A 15,137-nucleotide genomic window follows, 5' to 3' on the forward strand; every position below is an offset into this window, starting at 1 on the left:
GTAACCGGCCGACCCCCAGCGGACCCGCAGCGGACCGTGCGTGTTCGCGGCCACCGTGATGATCACACGAAGGAGTGAGCCCCACATGACCGACAAGACCCCGTTGACCGTGATCGGCCTGGGCCCGATGGGCCAGGCCATGGTGACCAGGTTCCTGGCCGCCGGGCACCCGACCACCGTCTGGAACCGCACGCCGTCCCGCGCCGACGCCGTCGTGGCGGCCGGCGCCACCCGCGCCGACACCGCCGCCGACGCCGTCGCCGCGAACCGGCTGCTCGTCCTCAGCCTCACCGACTACGCCGCCGCGGACGCCGTCCTCGACGGCGTGGACCTCGCCGGCCGCGTGGTCGTCAACCTCAGCTCCGACACGCCGGGCCGGACGCTCGAAGCCGCCGCCCAGCTCGCCGAACGGGGCGCGGAACTGCTGGTCGGCGGCGTGATGGCGAACGCGGAGATGGTCGGCGACCCGGCCGCGTACGTGTTCTACAGCGGCCCGCGCGAGGTGTTCGACCGGCACGCCGACACCCTCGCGGTGCTCGGCAGGCCGGACTACCTGGGTGCGGACCACGGCCTCGCCCAGCTGCTCTACCAGGCGCAGCTGGACGTCTTCCTCACCTCGATGGCCGCGATGCTGCACGGCATCGCGCTGGTGAAGTCGGCGGGCCTCACGGCCGAGCGGTACGCCCCCTACCTCGCCGACAACCTCGCCACCCTGCCCCTGTACGTGGCGGAGACCGTGCGGCACGTCGACTCCGGCGAGCACCCCGGCGACCTGGCCAACACCGCCATGATGGGCGCGACGGCGGCGCACGTCGTCGGCGCGAGCGAGGCCGCCGGCGTCGACGCGGAGCTGCCCAGGGCGGTCCGGTCCCTCTACGACCGCGCCATCGCGGCGGGTCACGGGAAGGACAGCTGGACCGCCCTGGTCAACGTCCTGCGCGGCTGATCACACGGCGTTCAGGCCGGGGTTGCGGTCCTCGATCACGAACGACCGCAGCGTGGTCGCCTCGGCCCCGGCCGCCCGCACGTGCGACAGGGCGCGGAAGTCCGCCCGCACCTCCCGCGCGGTGAACTTCGTCCGCACGTACCCGCGCCGCCTGCTGTGCAGCTTGATGTGCGGGTTGTTGCGCAGCTGGACCTGGTCGACGGTGTCGTTGCCGTCGCCGCCGGACGTCACCGACGAGCACACCAGCTCGGTGCCGACCGTGCGCGACGACGCCGGGTCGTTCCAGTCGGCCTTGATGTCGGCGGCGTAGGCCGCGTGCACGTCACCGGTCAGCACGACGGTGTTGCGGACCTTCGCGTCCACCCAACCGCGCGTGACCCGGTCCCGGGAGGCCAGGTAGCCGTCCCAGGAGTCCATCGACAGCTCCTTCTCCGGCCCGTCCTCCCGGTCCCGCTCGGCGAAGAACACCTGCTGGCCGAGCACGTCCCAGCGCGCCCGCGAGCGGCGGAACCCGTCGAGCAGCCACGCCTCCTGCTCGGCGCCGGTGATGGAGCGGGTGGGCAGCCCGGCGTCGGCGCACGTCTTCCAGCCGTCGCCGCACGCCTGGTCGTCGCGGTGCTGGCGGGTGTCGAGCATGTGGAAGTTGACCAGGCCGCCCCACCGGACCCGCCGGTAGAGCTGCATGTCGACGCCGTTCGGCTTCGCGCCGCGGCGCAGCGGCATGTTCTCGTAGTACGCCTGGAACGCCGCCGCGCGCCGGTCGGCGAACGCCGGGTCGGGCTGCTCGGGCACCTCGTCGGCCCAGTTGTTCTCGGTCTCGTGGTCGTCCCACACCACCAGCCACGGCGCCACCGAGTGCGCGAGCTGCAGGTCCTCGTCGGTCTTGTACTGGGCGTGCCGCAGCCGGTAGTCGGCCAGCGTGCGGGTCTCCGGGCCGAGCACCGCCCGCACGTCCGCCGCCTTCGCCGCGTACTCGTACTGGTAGTCGCCCAGGTGCAGGACGACGTCCGGGTGGTCCTCGGCGAGCCGCCGGTACGCGGTGAAGTAGCCCTCGCCGTAGTGCGCGCACGACGCGAAGCACATGGTCAGGTCCTGCCCGACGGCCCACGGCTCGGGCGTCGTGCGGGTCCGGCCGACGGCGGACAGGTGGTTGTCGACCTTGAACCGGTAGAAGTACTCGCGCCCGGGGCGCAGGCCGAACGTCTCCACGTGCACGCTGTGCGCGGACTCGGGGCGGGCGACCCGCACGCCCCGCCGCACCACGCGCCGGAAGCGCTCGTTCTCGGCCAGCTCCCAGTGCACCGGGACGACCCGGTTCGGCATGCCGCCGCGGCCGTCCCCGTCGAGCGGCCTCGGGGCCAGGCGCGTCCACAGCACCATGCCGTCGGAGCTGGGGTCGCCGGACGCGACGCCGAGGGTGAAGGGGTTGTCGAGCTTCGCGGAGCCCGCGCCGGTGGTCGCGAGGGCCGCACCGGCCACACCGCCGATGAGCAGGGAACGTCGGGTCACCGTGGTCATGTGCGACACCGTTGCCGATCAGGTTGGCGTCCGGGTGAACTCCGGTGTGACAGCAGTGGACCAGTTCACCCGACAGGTTCCGGGGGGCTCGTTGAAGCGTTGGCACTCGCATGGGTAGAGTGCTAGATGCACGGCGCCAGCAACCGCCCCGACCCCCGCGACGGCGGGGTGGCAGGAGCCGTAAACGCAACCTGCCAACGCTTTCGACGACCGTGGAGGTCAGCCCGGTGAGCGTGAACATCAAGCCGCTCGAGGACAAGATCGTCGTCCAGGCCAGCGAGGCCGAGACCACGACCGCTTCCGGCCTCGTGATCCCGGACACCGCGAAGGAGAAGCCCCAGGAGGGCAAGGTCATCGCGGTCGGCCCCGGCCGGATCGACGACAAGGGCAACCGCGTCCCCGTGGACGTGGCTGTCGGCGACGTCGTCATCTACTCCAAGTACGGCGGCACCGAGGTCAAGTACAACGGCGAGGAGTACCTCATCCTCTCCGCCCGCGACGTGCTGGCCGTCATCAACTGACGCTCGGCTGACACGCAAGGCGCCCCGGCGAACCCCTCACCGGGGCTTTCCCGGGGCGTTTCGCATCAAGAGAGGCGTGAGCAATGCCCAAGCAGATCAGCTTCGACGAGGACGCTCGTCGGGCCCTTGAGCGCGGTGTGAACAAGCTCGCGGACACGGTCAAGGTGACCCTCGGTCCGCGCGGCAGGCACGTCGTGCTCGACAAGAAGTTCGGCGGCCCGACCGTCACCAACGACGGCGTGACCATCGCCCGCGAGATCGAGCTGGACGACGCGTTCGAGAACCTGGGCGCCCAGCTCGCCAAGAGCGTCGCCACCAAGACCAACGACGTCGCCGGCGACGGCACGACGACCGCGACCGTGCTGGCCCAGGCCATGGTCCGGGTCGGCCTGCGCAACGTCGCCGCCGGCGCGAACCCGATGTCGCTCGGCGTCGGCATCCACGCCGCGGCCGAGGCCGTCGTGGACGCCCTCAAGGCCAAGGCCACCCCGGTCAAGGGCCGCGACAACATCGCCCAGGTCGGCACCGTCTCGTCCCGCGACGAGTCCATCGGCGCCCTGCTCGGCGAAGCCATCGAGAAGGTCGGCGAGGACGGTGTGATCACCGTCGAGGAGTCCTCCTCGATGGCCACCGAGCTGCAGATCACCGAGGGCGTGCAGTTCGACAAGGGCTACGTGTCGGCGCACTTCGCCACCGACCTGGAAGCCCAGGAGACGGTGTTCGAGGACGCCCGCATCCTGCTGCACCGCGAGAAGATCTCGGCGCTGGCCGACCTGCTGCCGATCCTGGAGAAGGTCGCCGAGGCCGGCAAGCCGCTGGTGATCATCGCCGAGGACGTCGAGGGCGAGGCGCTGTCCACCCTGGTCGTCAACGCCCTGCGCAAGACGCTGCGCGTGGTCGCGGTCAAGGCGCCGTACTTCGGCGACCGCCGCAAGGCGTTCCTGGACGACCTCGCGGTCGTCACCGGTGCCCAGGTCATCGCGGCCGAGGTCGGCCTGAAGCTGTCCGAGGCCAACCTCGACGTGCTGGGCTCCGCCCGGCGGGTCGTCGTGTCCAAGGACAACACGACCATCGTCGACGGCGGCGGCGCCAAGGCCGACGTGGCCGGTCGCGCGGAGCAGCTGCGCCGCGAGATCGAGGCCACCGACTCCGACTGGGACCGCGAGAAGCTGCAGGAGCGGCTGGCCAAGCTGTCCGGCGGCATCGCCGTGATCAAGGTCGGCGCGGCCACCGAGACCGAGCTGAAGGAGCGCAAGCACCGCATCGAGGACGCGGTGGCGGCGACCAAGGCCGCGGTCGAGGAGGGCATCGTCCCCGGCGGCGGTTCCGCCCTGGTGCACGCGGCCAAGGTGCTCGACGGCGGGCTCGACCTGTCCGGCGACGAGGCGACCGGTGTCGCGATCGTCCGCGAGGCCCTGGGCTCGGCGCTGTTCTGGATCGCCGCGAACGCGGGCCTCGAAGGCGCGGTCGTGGTGAACAAGGTGCGCGAGCAGGACTGGGGCTTCGGCCTCAACGCCGCCACCCTGGCCTACGGCGACCTGCTGGAAGCCGGGATCATCGACCCGGTGAAGGTGACTCGCTCGGCCGTCACCAACGCCGCTTCCATCGCCCGCATGGTGCTCACCACGGAGAGCGCCGTCGTGGAGAAGAAGGAAGAGGAGCCCGCCGCCGCCGGCGGTCACGGGCACGGCCACGGCCACGGCCACTGACCCGGTCCGGCTCGGTTCGGCGCGGTCCGGCTGAGTTCGGCTCGGCCGAGTTCGGCTCGGCCCGGTAGGGCGAACGGGAGGGGCGGCACCCACGAGGTGCCGCCCCTCCCGCGCGTTCGGCGTCAGACGGGCGTCAGCTGGCGCTTGCGCGCCTTGATGATGCTGTCCCGCTCGGACTCCGACAGGCCGCCCCAGATCCCGTACGGCTCCTGCACCGCCAGGGCGTGCCTCCTGCACATCTCCAGCACCGGGCACGACAGGCACACGGCCTTCGCCCGCGCCTCCCGTCGCGCCCGCGCCGGTCCGCGTTCCCCGTCCGGGTGGAAGAAGAACGCGCTGTCCATCCCGCGGCACGAGCCGCGCATCTGCCAGTCCCACAGATCCGCGTTGGGACCGGGAAGCCTTCGGGTGTCCGCCATCGAGACCGCCTCCTTGGCCCATGGACGAGAACTGCTCCATTCGGCTTAACGATGATCCACCGTAGAACCGCGCCAATACTTGTTCAAGGGGGCGGGAAGTCTTTTGGCGGCAATTCATTCGATGGGTGATCGGTTGGCGTTCAAACCCGAGTTGCCGGTGACGTCAGGTGAACGGACGATGTCAGCGTGACCACGCCCCCCGACCACGCCGGAACCGTGCCGGGAGGCGGGCGGGAAGCGGTTGCGGCGGAAGGTGATCCCGCGCATTCGGTGACTCTCTCGGTGGCCGCCGTGGCCCGCCGGCTGGGCGTGGCGCCGGCCACTCTCCGCACATGGGCCCGCCGCTACGGCCTCGGACCCAGTGATCACACAACCGGGCGACACCGCAAGTACGCGCCGCTCGACGTGGCCAGGTTGGAGCTGATGCAGCGGGCGCTGCTGCGCGGCGCGTCGTCCGCTGAGGCCGCCAAGTACGCCCTCTCCAGCCCGGTCGCGGCCCCTGGCGCGCCGTCGTCGGCGGACGGGGAACCGGACGGCGCCCCGGCGTCCGCGGGTGGGCGCGGGTTGAGGTTGCCGGCGGCGAACCGGCGGGCGCGCGGCGTCGGGCGGGCGGCGCTGGCGATGGACTCGGCGGCGGTGCAGGCGCTGCTGGCGGACGCCATCGAGGTGGACGGCGTGGCGGCGACCTGGGGGGAGGTGGTGCGCCCGGTGGTGGCCGCGATCGCGGCGAGGGGGGAGCACTCCGGGGCCGGGGTCGAGGTGTCGCGCCTGGTGGAGGAGTGCGTGCTGGCGGCGTTCGCGCGCGCGACGCCGATCGTCACGAGCCCGCGCAACCCCCGGCCCGTGCTGCTGGCGTGCATGCCGGGCGAGCGGCACGCCCTGCCGCTGCACGCGTTGGCCGCGGTGCTCGCGCAGCGTGGTGTCGGCGTCCGGCAGCTGGGGGCGGCGCTGCCCGCGGACGCCCTGGCGTCGGCCGTGCGGCGGACCGCGCCGGCGGCGGTCGTGCTGTGGGCTCAGCTGCCGCGCTACGCCGATCCGGGTGTCGTGGCGGCCCTGCCGAGGACCCGCCAGCAGGTGCGCGTGTTCACCGGGGGCCCCGGCTGGCACCGCGGCATCGTGCCGCAGCCGGCGGAGCGGATCGACGACCTGCCCTCGGCCGCCGACGCGATCGAGCGCGCCGTCTGCTGACCGGAGCGCCGCCTCCGACCTCGGCTTGCTCCGGCTGCCGGTGTGGCCGAGCGCGCCGTCCCGCTGACCGGAGCGCCTTGACCTCGGTTTGCCTCGGGTGTCGGTGTGGTCGAGCGCCGTCTGTTGAGCGGGGTGTCGCTCCCGACCTCGGCGGGCTTCGGTTGCCGGCGGGGTCGAGCGCGCCGTCCCGCTGACCGGAGCACCGCCTCCGACCTCTTGTTCCCCCTGCTCCGCAGGCGTGCTCAGTTGCCCTCCCGCTCCGCAGGGGTCCCCGGCAAGGGGACCCCTGCTTCTACCCTCCCAGAGGGGACTGACGATCCGGGGCGTCCGAGCGCTGCCTGTGGACAACCGGCGAAGTGGGGCGGTGGCTGTGGAGCGGGTCGGGGTGAGGCGGGCGGCGTTCGGGGATCGGCCCGAGGAGCAGGTGTGGGGTGCGTTGGGCGGGGGTGTGGAGGAGCGGTGGTTGGCGGGGGTGGTGCTCGGTGGGCAGGGGCACTACGCGGCGGCGGCTGCGGTGCTCGGTGGGCTGATCGCGGGAGGTGGGTTGTTCGGGTCGTTGGCGGCGTCGACGTTGGCCTCGCACCGGCGGCAGCTGGGTGGGCACGCGGTGGCGCGGGCGCTCGACGGGCGGGCGTTGGAGATGGTGGCCGACGCCGACGACGACCGGCGCGACGAGGACGACGTGGACGTGGCCGGCGCGCGGGCCGACGCGCTGCTCGGGTTGGCGGCCGACGCGGTCGGGCTCGGCAGGCTCGCCGAAGCGCGCCGGCTGCACGCGAGGGTCGAGTCGCGCGGGTGGCGCAGCCGGGTCCGGCACGGGTGGCTGGCCGCCGAGATCGCCTTGGCCGGCGGTCACCCGGAGCGGGCGGTGCACCCGGCCGAGGTGGCCGCCGCCACCGCCCGGGAGGCCGGCGCAACGCGACACACCCTCAAGTCCGACCTGGTCCTGGGCGCCGCACTGGTGGTGTGGGGGACACCCGGAAGCGTCGCCAGAGGGGTCGAAGTGCTACGCTGTGACCTAAATCACACTGACCGTCGAGGGCTTTTCTCGTTGTCCTGGCCGACGGCGCTCGTCCTGGCAAACGCCCAGGCAGACCGCACTATTGCGGAAAGCCAAAACGTGAAGGAAAGCGCCGAAAACGCTCTGAGCTGCGTGTTGCGCAGAGCCGACCCGCTCGGCCGCCGGTTGGCGGACCACTCGCCGTGGATCCCGACTGCGCTGCTCCGTTCCGGGGAACCCCCGAACGCAGAAGCTGAGACGAACTTCTTGACGGATTAAGCACCGGATCGTGTCAAGGTTCGGCCTCTAGCGTCCGATAGGGGATGTGGAACGTCACTCGGCTGCAGGAAGGAGTCCCCGTGACCACGGTCCTTATTTGCGACGACCGGCGCAGTGTGCGGGAGGGTCTCACCCGCGTGATGTCGGCTGTCCCAGGGGTTAGCCGCATCGACTGCGTAGCGCACGGTGACGAGTTGTTGGCTCGGTTCTCTCGGCAGCCGGTCGACGTCGTACTGGTTGGCACCCAGCGCGCCGTCCCGACCGGGGTCGAAGCGACCCGACGACTCGTCTCGGCCAACCCGCAGGCAAACGTCATCGTCTTCGGCGCACCGGACGACGCGGGCAGCATCGCCGCCGCGATCGCCGGCGGAGCCCGCGGCTACCTCCGCTGGGACGCCTCGCGTCCCGAGCTGGTGGCCGCCCTGGCGCACACCCTCGCGAGCACCAGCGTGCCCGCGCCGCGCCAGCCGTCGGACCCGGGCGTCCAGCTCACCGAGCGCGAGCTCCAGGTGCTGCGCGGGATGAGCCAGGGCAAGAGCAACGGGCAGATCGGGCGTGAGCTGTACCTGTCGGAGGACACGGTGAAGACGCACGCCCGGCGCCTGTTCCGCAAGCTCGGCGTGCGCGACCGCGCCCAGGCCGTCGCGCACGGCTTCCGGCGCGGTCTGGTGTCCTAGGACTCGGGGACCAAGCGCAGGGACTGAGGGCTCGAACCCGTCGGAGGCGTCCGGCGGGTCGCCCCGCCACATCCCCCCAGGCCCGGCCCGGTGACGTCACCGTCACCGGGCCGCCGCGCGTCCACGGGGTGTCGGCTGGTCGGGTGAGGTCGAAAGACCCCTTCTGGACCCCGTTGCCGAACTTCCGCCCGGCGGACCGGTACGGTGAGCATCACCAGTACGGGCGACGTCGATCGTCCCGTGCTGTTCTTTGTCGGTACGCCTACGCGTAACACCAGGGCAGTTGTCTGCGATGACCAACTTGGGGGACGGACTGGACGCCGAAGTGGGCGCAGCCGTCGATGGCGACCGCCACGCGATCGAGCGGCTCCTGGCATCCATCCGGCCCCTCGTGGTGCGGTACTGCCGCGCCAGAGTCGGAAGGCAGGAGAGGTCTTTCGCTTCGGCGGACGACGTGGCCCAGGAGGTGTGTCTCGCGGTGCTGACGGCCCTGCCCAGCTATCGCGACCAGGGTCGGCCGTTCTTGGCGTTCGTCTACGGGATCGCCGCGCACAAGGTGGCCGACGCGCATCGCTCCGCAGCCCGGAACCGGTCCGAACCGGTCCCGGAGGTCCCCGACGCCCCCGAGACGGAAGCCGGGCCCGAGCAGCGCGCCATGCAGGGCGAGCTGTCCGAGCGGATGGCGGTCCTCCTCAAGGTCCTTCCGGAGAAGCAGCGGGAGATCCTGCTGCTCCGAGTGGTCGTCGGCCTGTCGGCCGAAGAGACCGCCGACGCGGTCGGCTCCACGCCGGGCGCGGTACGGGTGGCGCAACACCGCGCCCTGGCCCGCCTTCGCAAGACGTTGGCAGCGGAGGAGGTGGTCTGAGTGGCTGACCAGCACGAGAAGGGCAACGGAGAAGTCGTGCGCGGACGAGATGAGAGACCGCCGCAGCCTGAAGACACCCTGGCTGAAGACACCGCGGTCGGACCTGGGGACGACCTCGCGGGCATCCGGGCTGACGACGCCCTGCTCGACGCACTGGGCGGGCGGGACGGCGACGTGCCGGACTCGCTCGTCGACGACGAGCTGAACGCGCTGCTGCTGGCCTGGCGGCACGAGGTCGAGAGCCCGCCCATGGGCGAGCTGGTCGACACCGACACGGCGGTCGCCACGATCGCCGCCGCCCGCCCCCAGCCCCGCAGGCACCGCTTCCTCATCCCGCTGGCGAGCGCCGCCGCCGTGCTGGCGATCGCGTTCACCGGGATGAGCCTGGTCGCGCGGGACGCCGAGCCCGGCGACGCGCTCTGGGGCCTGACCAGGGTCCTCTACTCCGAGCACGCGCGGTCGGTGGAAGCCGCCGTCGCCGTGCGCAGCGACCTCGACAGCGCGGGCGCCGCCCTGCGCGAGGGCCGGTACAGCGAGGCGCGCGACGCGCTGCTGAAGGCGAGCGAGGGCCTGCCCGCGGTCTCGCCGGACGACGGCAAGGACGACCTGGTCCAGCGGCACGAGTCGCTGCTGGAGGCGCTGACCAGCACCACGCCGACGCCGAGCGGCACCTCCACCGCGGTCGTGCCGTCCACGACGACCCAGCTCCCGACGACGCTGGCCACCCAGCCGTCGAACAACCCGACGACCACGACCGCGCCGGTCACCACCACGATCGCGCCGACGACGACCACCGAGCCGATCCCGACCACGGACGGCACGGCGCCGCCGCCGCCGCCCACGTCGGACGTGCCGTCCGGGGGTCAGACCAAGGTCGGGTCGGAGACGCCGGGTTCGACCGACGGCACCCAGAGCACCACCGAGAACTGACCGCTGTGACGAAGCCCGCTCCCGATCGGGGGGCGGGCTTCGTCACACCTTCAGCGGGCGCTCTCGGTCGCGGTGACCCCGTCCGCGTAACCGCGGCAGTACTCCCAGCTGACGTAGGACGTCGGGTCCGGGTCGTACGCGGGCTCGTGCGGGCGCATCCGACCGTCGGACAGCAGCTGCTCCAGGCTCGACCGCAGCAGCGCCCAGTCGTGGTAGTGCGGCTCCTGGCACTCGCCGCAGTCCACCACGATGCCCCGGACACCACGGGGTTCCAGCAGTGCCTGGTACACGGCGAGGTCGCTGAGGTCGCCGACCAGCTCGGCCCGCTCGGCGTCGTCCATCGGCGGGTGGTCGTGGTCGTGGTCGGGCTCGCCGAGGGCCCGGGCCGGGTCCTCCGGGTCGCCCGCGAACGGGTCTGGTGGCAACGCGTCGTGCGGCACGACCCCGCACGGTACCGGGCCGACCCCCGACCCCGTCCAGATACCATGACCTGAACCCATCGCCGCCTGTGGAAACCCGATCCGCGGCGGCGGGATCGCCGCACGACGGAAGGCAAGCCAGCCGCCATGACCAGCGAGCTCAACGCTGACGGAGTCCCGCCCAAGTTCGCCATGCTGGGACTGACCTTCGACGACGTACTGCTGCTGCCCGCCGAGTCCGAGATCGTCCCGAGCGGTGTGGACACGGCGACCAGGCTGTCGCGCAACATCACGCTGCGGGTCCCGCTGGCATCGGCCGCGATGGACACCGTGACCGAGGGCCGGATGGCCATCTCCATGGCGCGCCAGGGCGGCATCGGCGTGCTGCACCGCAACCTGTCCCTGGAGGAGCAGGCCCGCCAGGTCGAGACGGTCAAGCGGTCCGAGGCGGGCATGGTGAGCGACCCCGTCACGTGCACCCCGGACGACACGATCCGCCACGTCGACGAGCTGTGCGCCCGCTACCGGATCTCCGGCGTGCCGGTGACCGACGCCGCGGGCAAGCTGGTCGGCATCATCACCAACCGCGACATGCGGTTCGAGGTCGACCACTCGCGCAAGGTCAGCGAGGTGATGACCAACGGTCCGCTGGTCACCGCGCAGGTCGGCGTGTCGGCCGAGGCCGCGCTGGGCCTGCTGCGCAGGCACAAGGTCGAGAAGCTGCCGATCGTGGACGGCGACGGCAAGCTGCGCGGCCTGATCACGGTCAAGGACTTCGTCAAGACCGAGCAGTACCCGAACGCCTCGAAGGACCCGGACGGCAGGCTGCTGTGCGCCGCCGCGATCGGCGTCGGCGAGGACAGCTTCGCGCGGGCGATGGCGCTGGCCGAGGCGGGCGTCGACGTGATCATGGTCGACACGGCGCACGGCCACCAGCGCAACGTGCTGGAGATGGTCGCCAGGGTGAAGAAGGAGCTGGGCGACGCGGTGGACGTGGTCGGCGGCAACGTCGCCACCCGCGCGGGCGCGCAGGCGCTGGTGGACGCGGGCGCGGACGGCGTGAAGGTCGGCGTCGGCCCCGGCTCGATCTGCACCACGCGCGTCGTCGCCGGTGTCGGCGTGCCGCAGATCACCGCGATCTACGAGGCCAGCCTGGCGTGCGCGCCGGTGGGCGTGCCGATCATCGGCGACGGCGGCATCCAGTACTCCGGCGACATCGCCAAGGCCATCGCGGCGGGCGCGAGCGCGGTCATGCTCGGCAGCCTGCTGGCGGGCACCGCCGAGTCGCCGGGCGAGCTGGTGCTGGTCAACGGCAAGCAGTTCAAGACCTACCGCGGCATGGGCTCGCTGGCGGCGCTGCAGGGCCGCGGCGAGGGCAAGTCGTACTCGAAGGACCGCTACTTCCAGGACGACGTGCTGTCCGAGGACAAGCTGGTGCCCGAGGGCATCGAGGGCCGCACGCCGTTCCGCGGGCCGCTGTCGACCGTGGTGCACCAGCTCGCGGGCGGCCTGCGCGCCGCGATGGGGTACACCGGGTCGAGGACGATCGCCGACCTGCAGCAGAAGCAGCTGGTGCGGATCACGGCGGCCGGGCTCAAGGAGAGCCACCCGCACGACATCACCATGACCGTCGAAGCCCCGAACTACACGACCCGCTGAACCGGATCGCCCTGGGCTAGGGTTCCCGGGCCCCGCCAGCTCCACGGAAGGACGAACAAGGTGCGCGATCTGGTCGAGATCGGCATGGGCCGGACCGCGAGGCGGGCCTACGAACTGGACGACCTGGAGATCATCCCGTCCCGCAGGACCCGGTCCTCCAAGGACGTCTCGACGGCGTGGCAGATCGACGCCTACCGGTTCGAGATCCCGCTGATCACCCACCCGACGGACGCGATCGTGTCGCCGGGCACGGCGGTCGCGGTCGGCGAGCTGGGCGGCCTGGGCGTCCTCAACGCGGAGGGCCTGTGGGCCCGGCACGGCGACGTCGAGGAGGCGTTGTTCCGGCTGGTCCAGTCGGTGGAGGACACCGACGACCCGGCCGCGCCGGTGAAGGTGCTGCAGGAGCTGCACGCCGAGCCGGTGCGGATGGACCTGATCGCCGAGGCGATCAAGCAGGTGCGCGAGTCGGGCGTCACGGTGGCCGTGCGGGTCAGCCCGCAGCGGGCGGCCGAGCTGACCCCGGACCTGCTGGCGGCGGGCGTGGAGATCCTGGTCGTGCAGGGCACGATCATCTCGGCCGAGCACGTGTCGCGCGACGGCGAGCCGCTGAACCTGAAGTCGTTCATCGCCGACCTGGACATCCCGGTGATCGCGGGCGGCGTCGGCGACTACCGGACCGCGATGCACCTGATGCGCACGGGCGCGGCGGGCGTGATCGTCGGCTACGGCTACACGCCGGGCGTCACCACGACCGACTCGGTGCTGGGCATCGGCGTGCCGATGGCCACGGCGATCGCCGACGCGGCCGCGGCGCGGCGCGACTACCTGGACGAGACCGGTGGCCGGTACGTGCACGTGATCGCCGACGGCGGCGTGCTGACCAGCGGTGACATCGCGAAGTCGATCGCCTGCGGCGCGGACGCGGTGATGCTGGGCGAGCCGCTGGCGTCGGCGTCCGAGGCGCCGGGCCAGGGCCTGTACTGGACCGCCTCGTCGGCGCACCCGTCGGTGCCGCGCAGCCACGTGTCCACCGGCGTGGACCAGGTGGTGGACCTGCGCAAGCTGCTGTTCGGGCCGTCCGTCGACCCGCGCGGCGTGACGAACCTGTTCGGCTCGCTGCGCCGGGCGATGGCGAAGACCGGCTACTCGGACCTCAAGGAGTTCCAGAAGGTCGGCCTGACGATCAGGGGGTGATCGCTCGGCGGACGGCGGCCCGGTTGCCGGGACCTCGCGCGACTGGACCGGTTCAGAGGTAGCTGTTACCGCGAGTTACGCCTAATCTCCAACCATGGGTGAACTCGCCGGTAACAACACCGACTACGACGTCGTGGTGGTGGGCTCGGGCTTCGGCGGCAGCGTCGCCGCGCTCCGGCTGACCGAGAAGGGCTACCGGGTGGCAGTGGTCGAGGCGGGCCGCCGGTTCGCCGACGACGAGTTCGCCAAGACGTCCTGGGACCTGCGGCGGTACCTGTGGGCGCCCGCGCTGGGCTGCTACGGCATCCAGCGCATCCACGCCCTGCGCAGCGTGATGGTGCTGGCCGGCTCGGGCGTCGGCGGCGGGTCGCTGGTGTACGCCAACACCCTGTACCGGCCGCTCAAGCCGTTCTACGCGGACCGGCAGTGGGCGCACATCACCGACTGGGAAGCCGAGCTGGCCCCGTTCTACGACCAGGCGAGCCGGATGCTCGGCGTGGTGGAGAACCCGACCACCACGCCGTCGGACGTGGTGATGCAGCGGGTCGCCGAGGACATGGGCGTCGCCGACACCTACCACCCGACGCCGGTCGGCGTGTTCTTCGGCGAGCCGGGCCAACCGGCCGAGGACCCGTACTTCGGCGGCGCGGGCCCGAGCCGGACCGGCTGCACGCAGTGCGGCGCGTGCATGTCCGGCTGCCGCGTCGGCGCGAAGAACACCCTGGTCAAGAACTACCTCTACCTGGCCGAGCGGAACGGCGCGCGGGTGCTGCCGCTGACCACCGTCACCGACCTGCGCCAGGCGCCGGACGGCACGTGGGCGGTCGGCGCCCGGCGGACCGGCGGCAAGCTCCGCAGGGGCAGGCGCACGATCACCGCGGGCCAGGTCGTGCTGGCCGCGGGCACGTGGGGCACCCAGCAGCTGCTGCACCGGATGGCGGCCGAGGGCGCCCTGCCGCGGCTCTCGCCCCGGCTCGGCGAGCTGACCAGGACCAACTCCGAGGCGATCATCGGCGCGGCCCGCTTCACCGTGGACGAGGACCGCGACTTCAGCCGGGGCGTGGCGATCACGTCGTCCATCCACCCGGACGAGCAGACCCACATCGAGCCGGTGCGCTACGGCAAGGGCAGCAACGCCATGGGCCTGCTCCAGACCCTGGCCACCGACGGCGCCAAGTCGACGCCGCGCCTGCTGCAGTTCCTCGCCCAGGCGATCCGGCACCCGCTGCGGCTGGCCAGGGTGATGTCGGTGCACCGGTGGAGCGAGCGGACGGTGATCCTGCTGGTGATGCAGAGCCTGGACAACTCCATCACCACGTTCACCAAGAAGGGGCTGTTCGGCCGCAAGCTCACCTCGAAGCAGGGGCACGGCGAGCCGAACCCGACGTTCATCGAGGCGGGCCACCGGGCCAACCTGCGAGCCGCCGAGCACATCGGCGGCATCCCGGGCGGCACCTGGGGCGAGCTGTTCAACATCCCGCTGACCGCGCACTTCATCGGCGGCTGCCCGATCGGCTCGGACCCGGCCTCCGGCGTCATCGACCCCTACCACCGGGTCTACGGCTACCCGGGACTGTCCGTGGTGGACGGCGCGGCGATCTCGGCGAACCTGGGCGTGAACCCGTCGCTCACCATCACCGCGCAGGCCGAGCGGGCGTTCTCGGTGTGGCCGAACAAGGGGGAGCCGGACCAGCGCCCCGACCAGGGCGCGGGCTACCGGCGGATCGCGCCGGTGACGCCGCGCGCCCCCGCCGTCCCGGCCGGCGCGCCCGGCGCCCTGCGACTGCCGATCGTGGAGGTCAGGTCGTCCTGA

Annotated in this window: 14 protein-coding genes; 11 read left to right on the forward strand and 3 right to left on the reverse strand. The window is 72.2% G+C overall.

Annotated elements, in window-relative coordinates:
• Positions 1 to 85 precede the first annotated feature (85 nt).
• Positions 86 to 946, forward strand: coding sequence for an NAD(P)-dependent oxidoreductase (locus AB0F89_RS10440; protein ID WP_367134936.1), 861 nt, complete (start codon positions 86 to 88; stop codon positions 944 to 946).
• Here AB0F89_RS10440 and AB0F89_RS10445 read toward each other — a convergent pair whose 3' ends face one another.
• Positions 947 to 2,464, reverse strand: coding sequence for an alkaline phosphatase (locus AB0F89_RS10445; protein WP_367134938.1), 1,518 nt, complete (start codon positions 2,462 to 2,464; stop codon positions 947 to 949).
• A gap of 227 nt (positions 2,465 to 2,691) precedes the next feature.
• Here AB0F89_RS10445 and groES point away from each other — a divergent pair, with 227 nt between their 5' ends.
• Both groES and groL read left to right on the forward strand, forming a co-directional pair.
• Complete coding sequence (gene groES / locus AB0F89_RS10450; protein WP_015105192.1) at positions 2,692 to 2,985, forward strand: co-chaperone GroES; 294 nt, start codon at positions 2,692 to 2,694, stop codon at positions 2,983 to 2,985.
• A gap of 83 nt (positions 2,986 to 3,068) precedes the next feature.
• Positions 3,069 to 4,694 carry a chaperonin GroEL gene (gene groL, locus AB0F89_RS10455; protein WP_367134940.1) on the forward strand — a complete coding sequence of 542 codons (1,626 nt, stop codon included), beginning with the start codon at positions 3,069 to 3,071 and terminating at the stop codon, positions 4,692 to 4,694.
• 122 nt (positions 4,695 to 4,816) lie between these two features.
• Here groL and AB0F89_RS10460 read toward each other — a convergent pair whose 3' ends face one another.
• Positions 4,817 to 5,113 (reverse strand): WhiB family transcriptional regulator, encoded by a 297-nt coding sequence (locus AB0F89_RS10460; RefSeq protein ID WP_344036072.1) that lies wholly within the window; start codon positions 5,111 to 5,113, stop codon positions 4,817 to 4,819.
• Between the two features lie 270 nt (positions 5,114 to 5,383).
• On the opposite strand from AB0F89_RS10460, the gene AB0F89_RS10465 reads away from it, so the two are divergent.
• The 5 genes from AB0F89_RS10465 (at position 5,384) to AB0F89_RS10485 (ending at position 10,052) form a co-directional block, all read left to right on the forward strand.
• A complete protein-coding gene (locus AB0F89_RS10465; RefSeq protein WP_367134942.1) occupies positions 5,384 to 6,301 on the forward strand; it encodes a MerR family transcriptional regulator in 918 nt (305 codons plus the stop codon).
• 472 nt (positions 6,302 to 6,773) lie between these two features.
• Positions 6,774 to 7,580, forward strand: coding sequence for a hypothetical protein (locus AB0F89_RS10470; protein WP_367138808.1), 807 nt, complete (start codon positions 6,774 to 6,776; stop codon positions 7,578 to 7,580).
• Between the two features lie 80 nt (positions 7,581 to 7,660).
• On the forward strand, positions 7,661 to 8,257 hold the full coding sequence (locus AB0F89_RS10475; protein ID WP_015805222.1) for a response regulator transcription factor: 597 nt from the start codon (positions 7,661 to 7,663) through the stop codon (positions 8,255 to 8,257).
• A gap of 292 nt (positions 8,258 to 8,549) precedes the next feature.
• Positions 8,550 to 9,122: a sigma-70 family RNA polymerase sigma factor gene (locus tag AB0F89_RS10480; protein WP_033436769.1), complete on the forward strand. Its 573-nt coding sequence runs from the start codon at positions 8,550 to 8,552 to the stop codon at positions 9,120 to 9,122.
• Entirely contained in the window at positions 9,123 to 10,052 is a 930-nt protein-coding gene (locus AB0F89_RS10485) for an anti-sigma-D factor RsdA (RefSeq protein WP_367134943.1), read from the forward strand.
• A gap of 50 nt (positions 10,053 to 10,102) precedes the next feature.
• Here AB0F89_RS10485 and AB0F89_RS10490 read toward each other — a convergent pair whose 3' ends face one another.
• Complete coding sequence (locus tag AB0F89_RS10490) at positions 10,103 to 10,552, reverse strand: DUF5319 domain-containing protein (RefSeq protein WP_367134945.1); 450 nt, start codon at positions 10,550 to 10,552, stop codon at positions 10,103 to 10,105.
• A gap of 66 nt (positions 10,553 to 10,618) precedes the next feature.
• Here AB0F89_RS10490 and guaB point away from each other — a divergent pair, with 66 nt between their 5' ends.
• The 3 genes from guaB to AB0F89_RS10505 all read left to right on the forward strand — a co-directional run bounded on the left by guaB (position 10,619) and on the right by AB0F89_RS10505 (position 15,137).
• The gene (guaB, locus tag AB0F89_RS10495) at positions 10,619 to 12,130 is read left to right on the forward strand and encodes an IMP dehydrogenase (protein WP_367134947.1); all 1,512 of its coding nucleotides are present in this window, start codon (positions 10,619 to 10,621) and stop codon (positions 12,128 to 12,130) included.
• Between the two features lie 60 nt (positions 12,131 to 12,190).
• Positions 12,191 to 13,324 carry a GuaB3 family IMP dehydrogenase-related protein gene (locus AB0F89_RS10500; protein WP_367134948.1) on the forward strand — a complete coding sequence of 378 codons (1,134 nt, stop codon included), beginning with the start codon at positions 12,191 to 12,193 and terminating at the stop codon, positions 13,322 to 13,324.
• 94 nt (positions 13,325 to 13,418) lie between these two features.
• Positions 13,419 to 15,137: an FAD-dependent oxidoreductase gene (locus tag AB0F89_RS10505; RefSeq protein WP_367134950.1), complete on the forward strand. Its 1,719-nt coding sequence runs from the start codon at positions 13,419 to 13,421 to the stop codon at positions 15,135 to 15,137.

This window comes from Saccharothrix sp. HUAS TT1, assembly GCF_040744945.1.
Lineage (GTDB): Bacteria > Actinomycetota > Actinomycetes > Mycobacteriales > Pseudonocardiaceae > Actinosynnema.

Coding starts and splice junctions, on each gene's coding strand:
- AB0F89_RS10505 (WP_367134950.1), top strand. CDS start 13,419: ATGGGTGAACTCGCCGGTAACAACACCGACTACGACGTCGTGGTGGTG.
- AB0F89_RS10440 (WP_367134936.1), top strand. CDS start 86: ATGACCGACAAGACCCCGTTGACCGTGATCGGCCTGGGCCCGATGGGC.
- AB0F89_RS10445 (WP_367134938.1), bottom strand. CDS start 2,464: ATGACCACGGTGACCCGACGTTCCCTGCTCATCGGCGGTGTGGCCGGT.
- AB0F89_RS10480 (WP_033436769.1), top strand. CDS start 8,550: ATGACCAACTTGGGGGACGGACTGGACGCCGAAGTGGGCGCAGCCGTC.
- groL (WP_367134940.1), top strand. CDS start 3,069: ATGCCCAAGCAGATCAGCTTCGACGAGGACGCTCGTCGGGCCCTTGAG.
- AB0F89_RS10460 (WP_344036072.1), bottom strand. CDS start 5,113: ATGGCGGACACCCGAAGGCTTCCCGGTCCCAACGCGGATCTGTGGGAC.
- guaB (WP_367134947.1), top strand. CDS start 10,619: ATGACCAGCGAGCTCAACGCTGACGGAGTCCCGCCCAAGTTCGCCATG.
- AB0F89_RS10490 (WP_367134945.1), bottom strand. CDS start 10,552: ATGGGTTCAGGTCATGGTATCTGGACGGGGTCGGGGGTCGGCCCGGTA.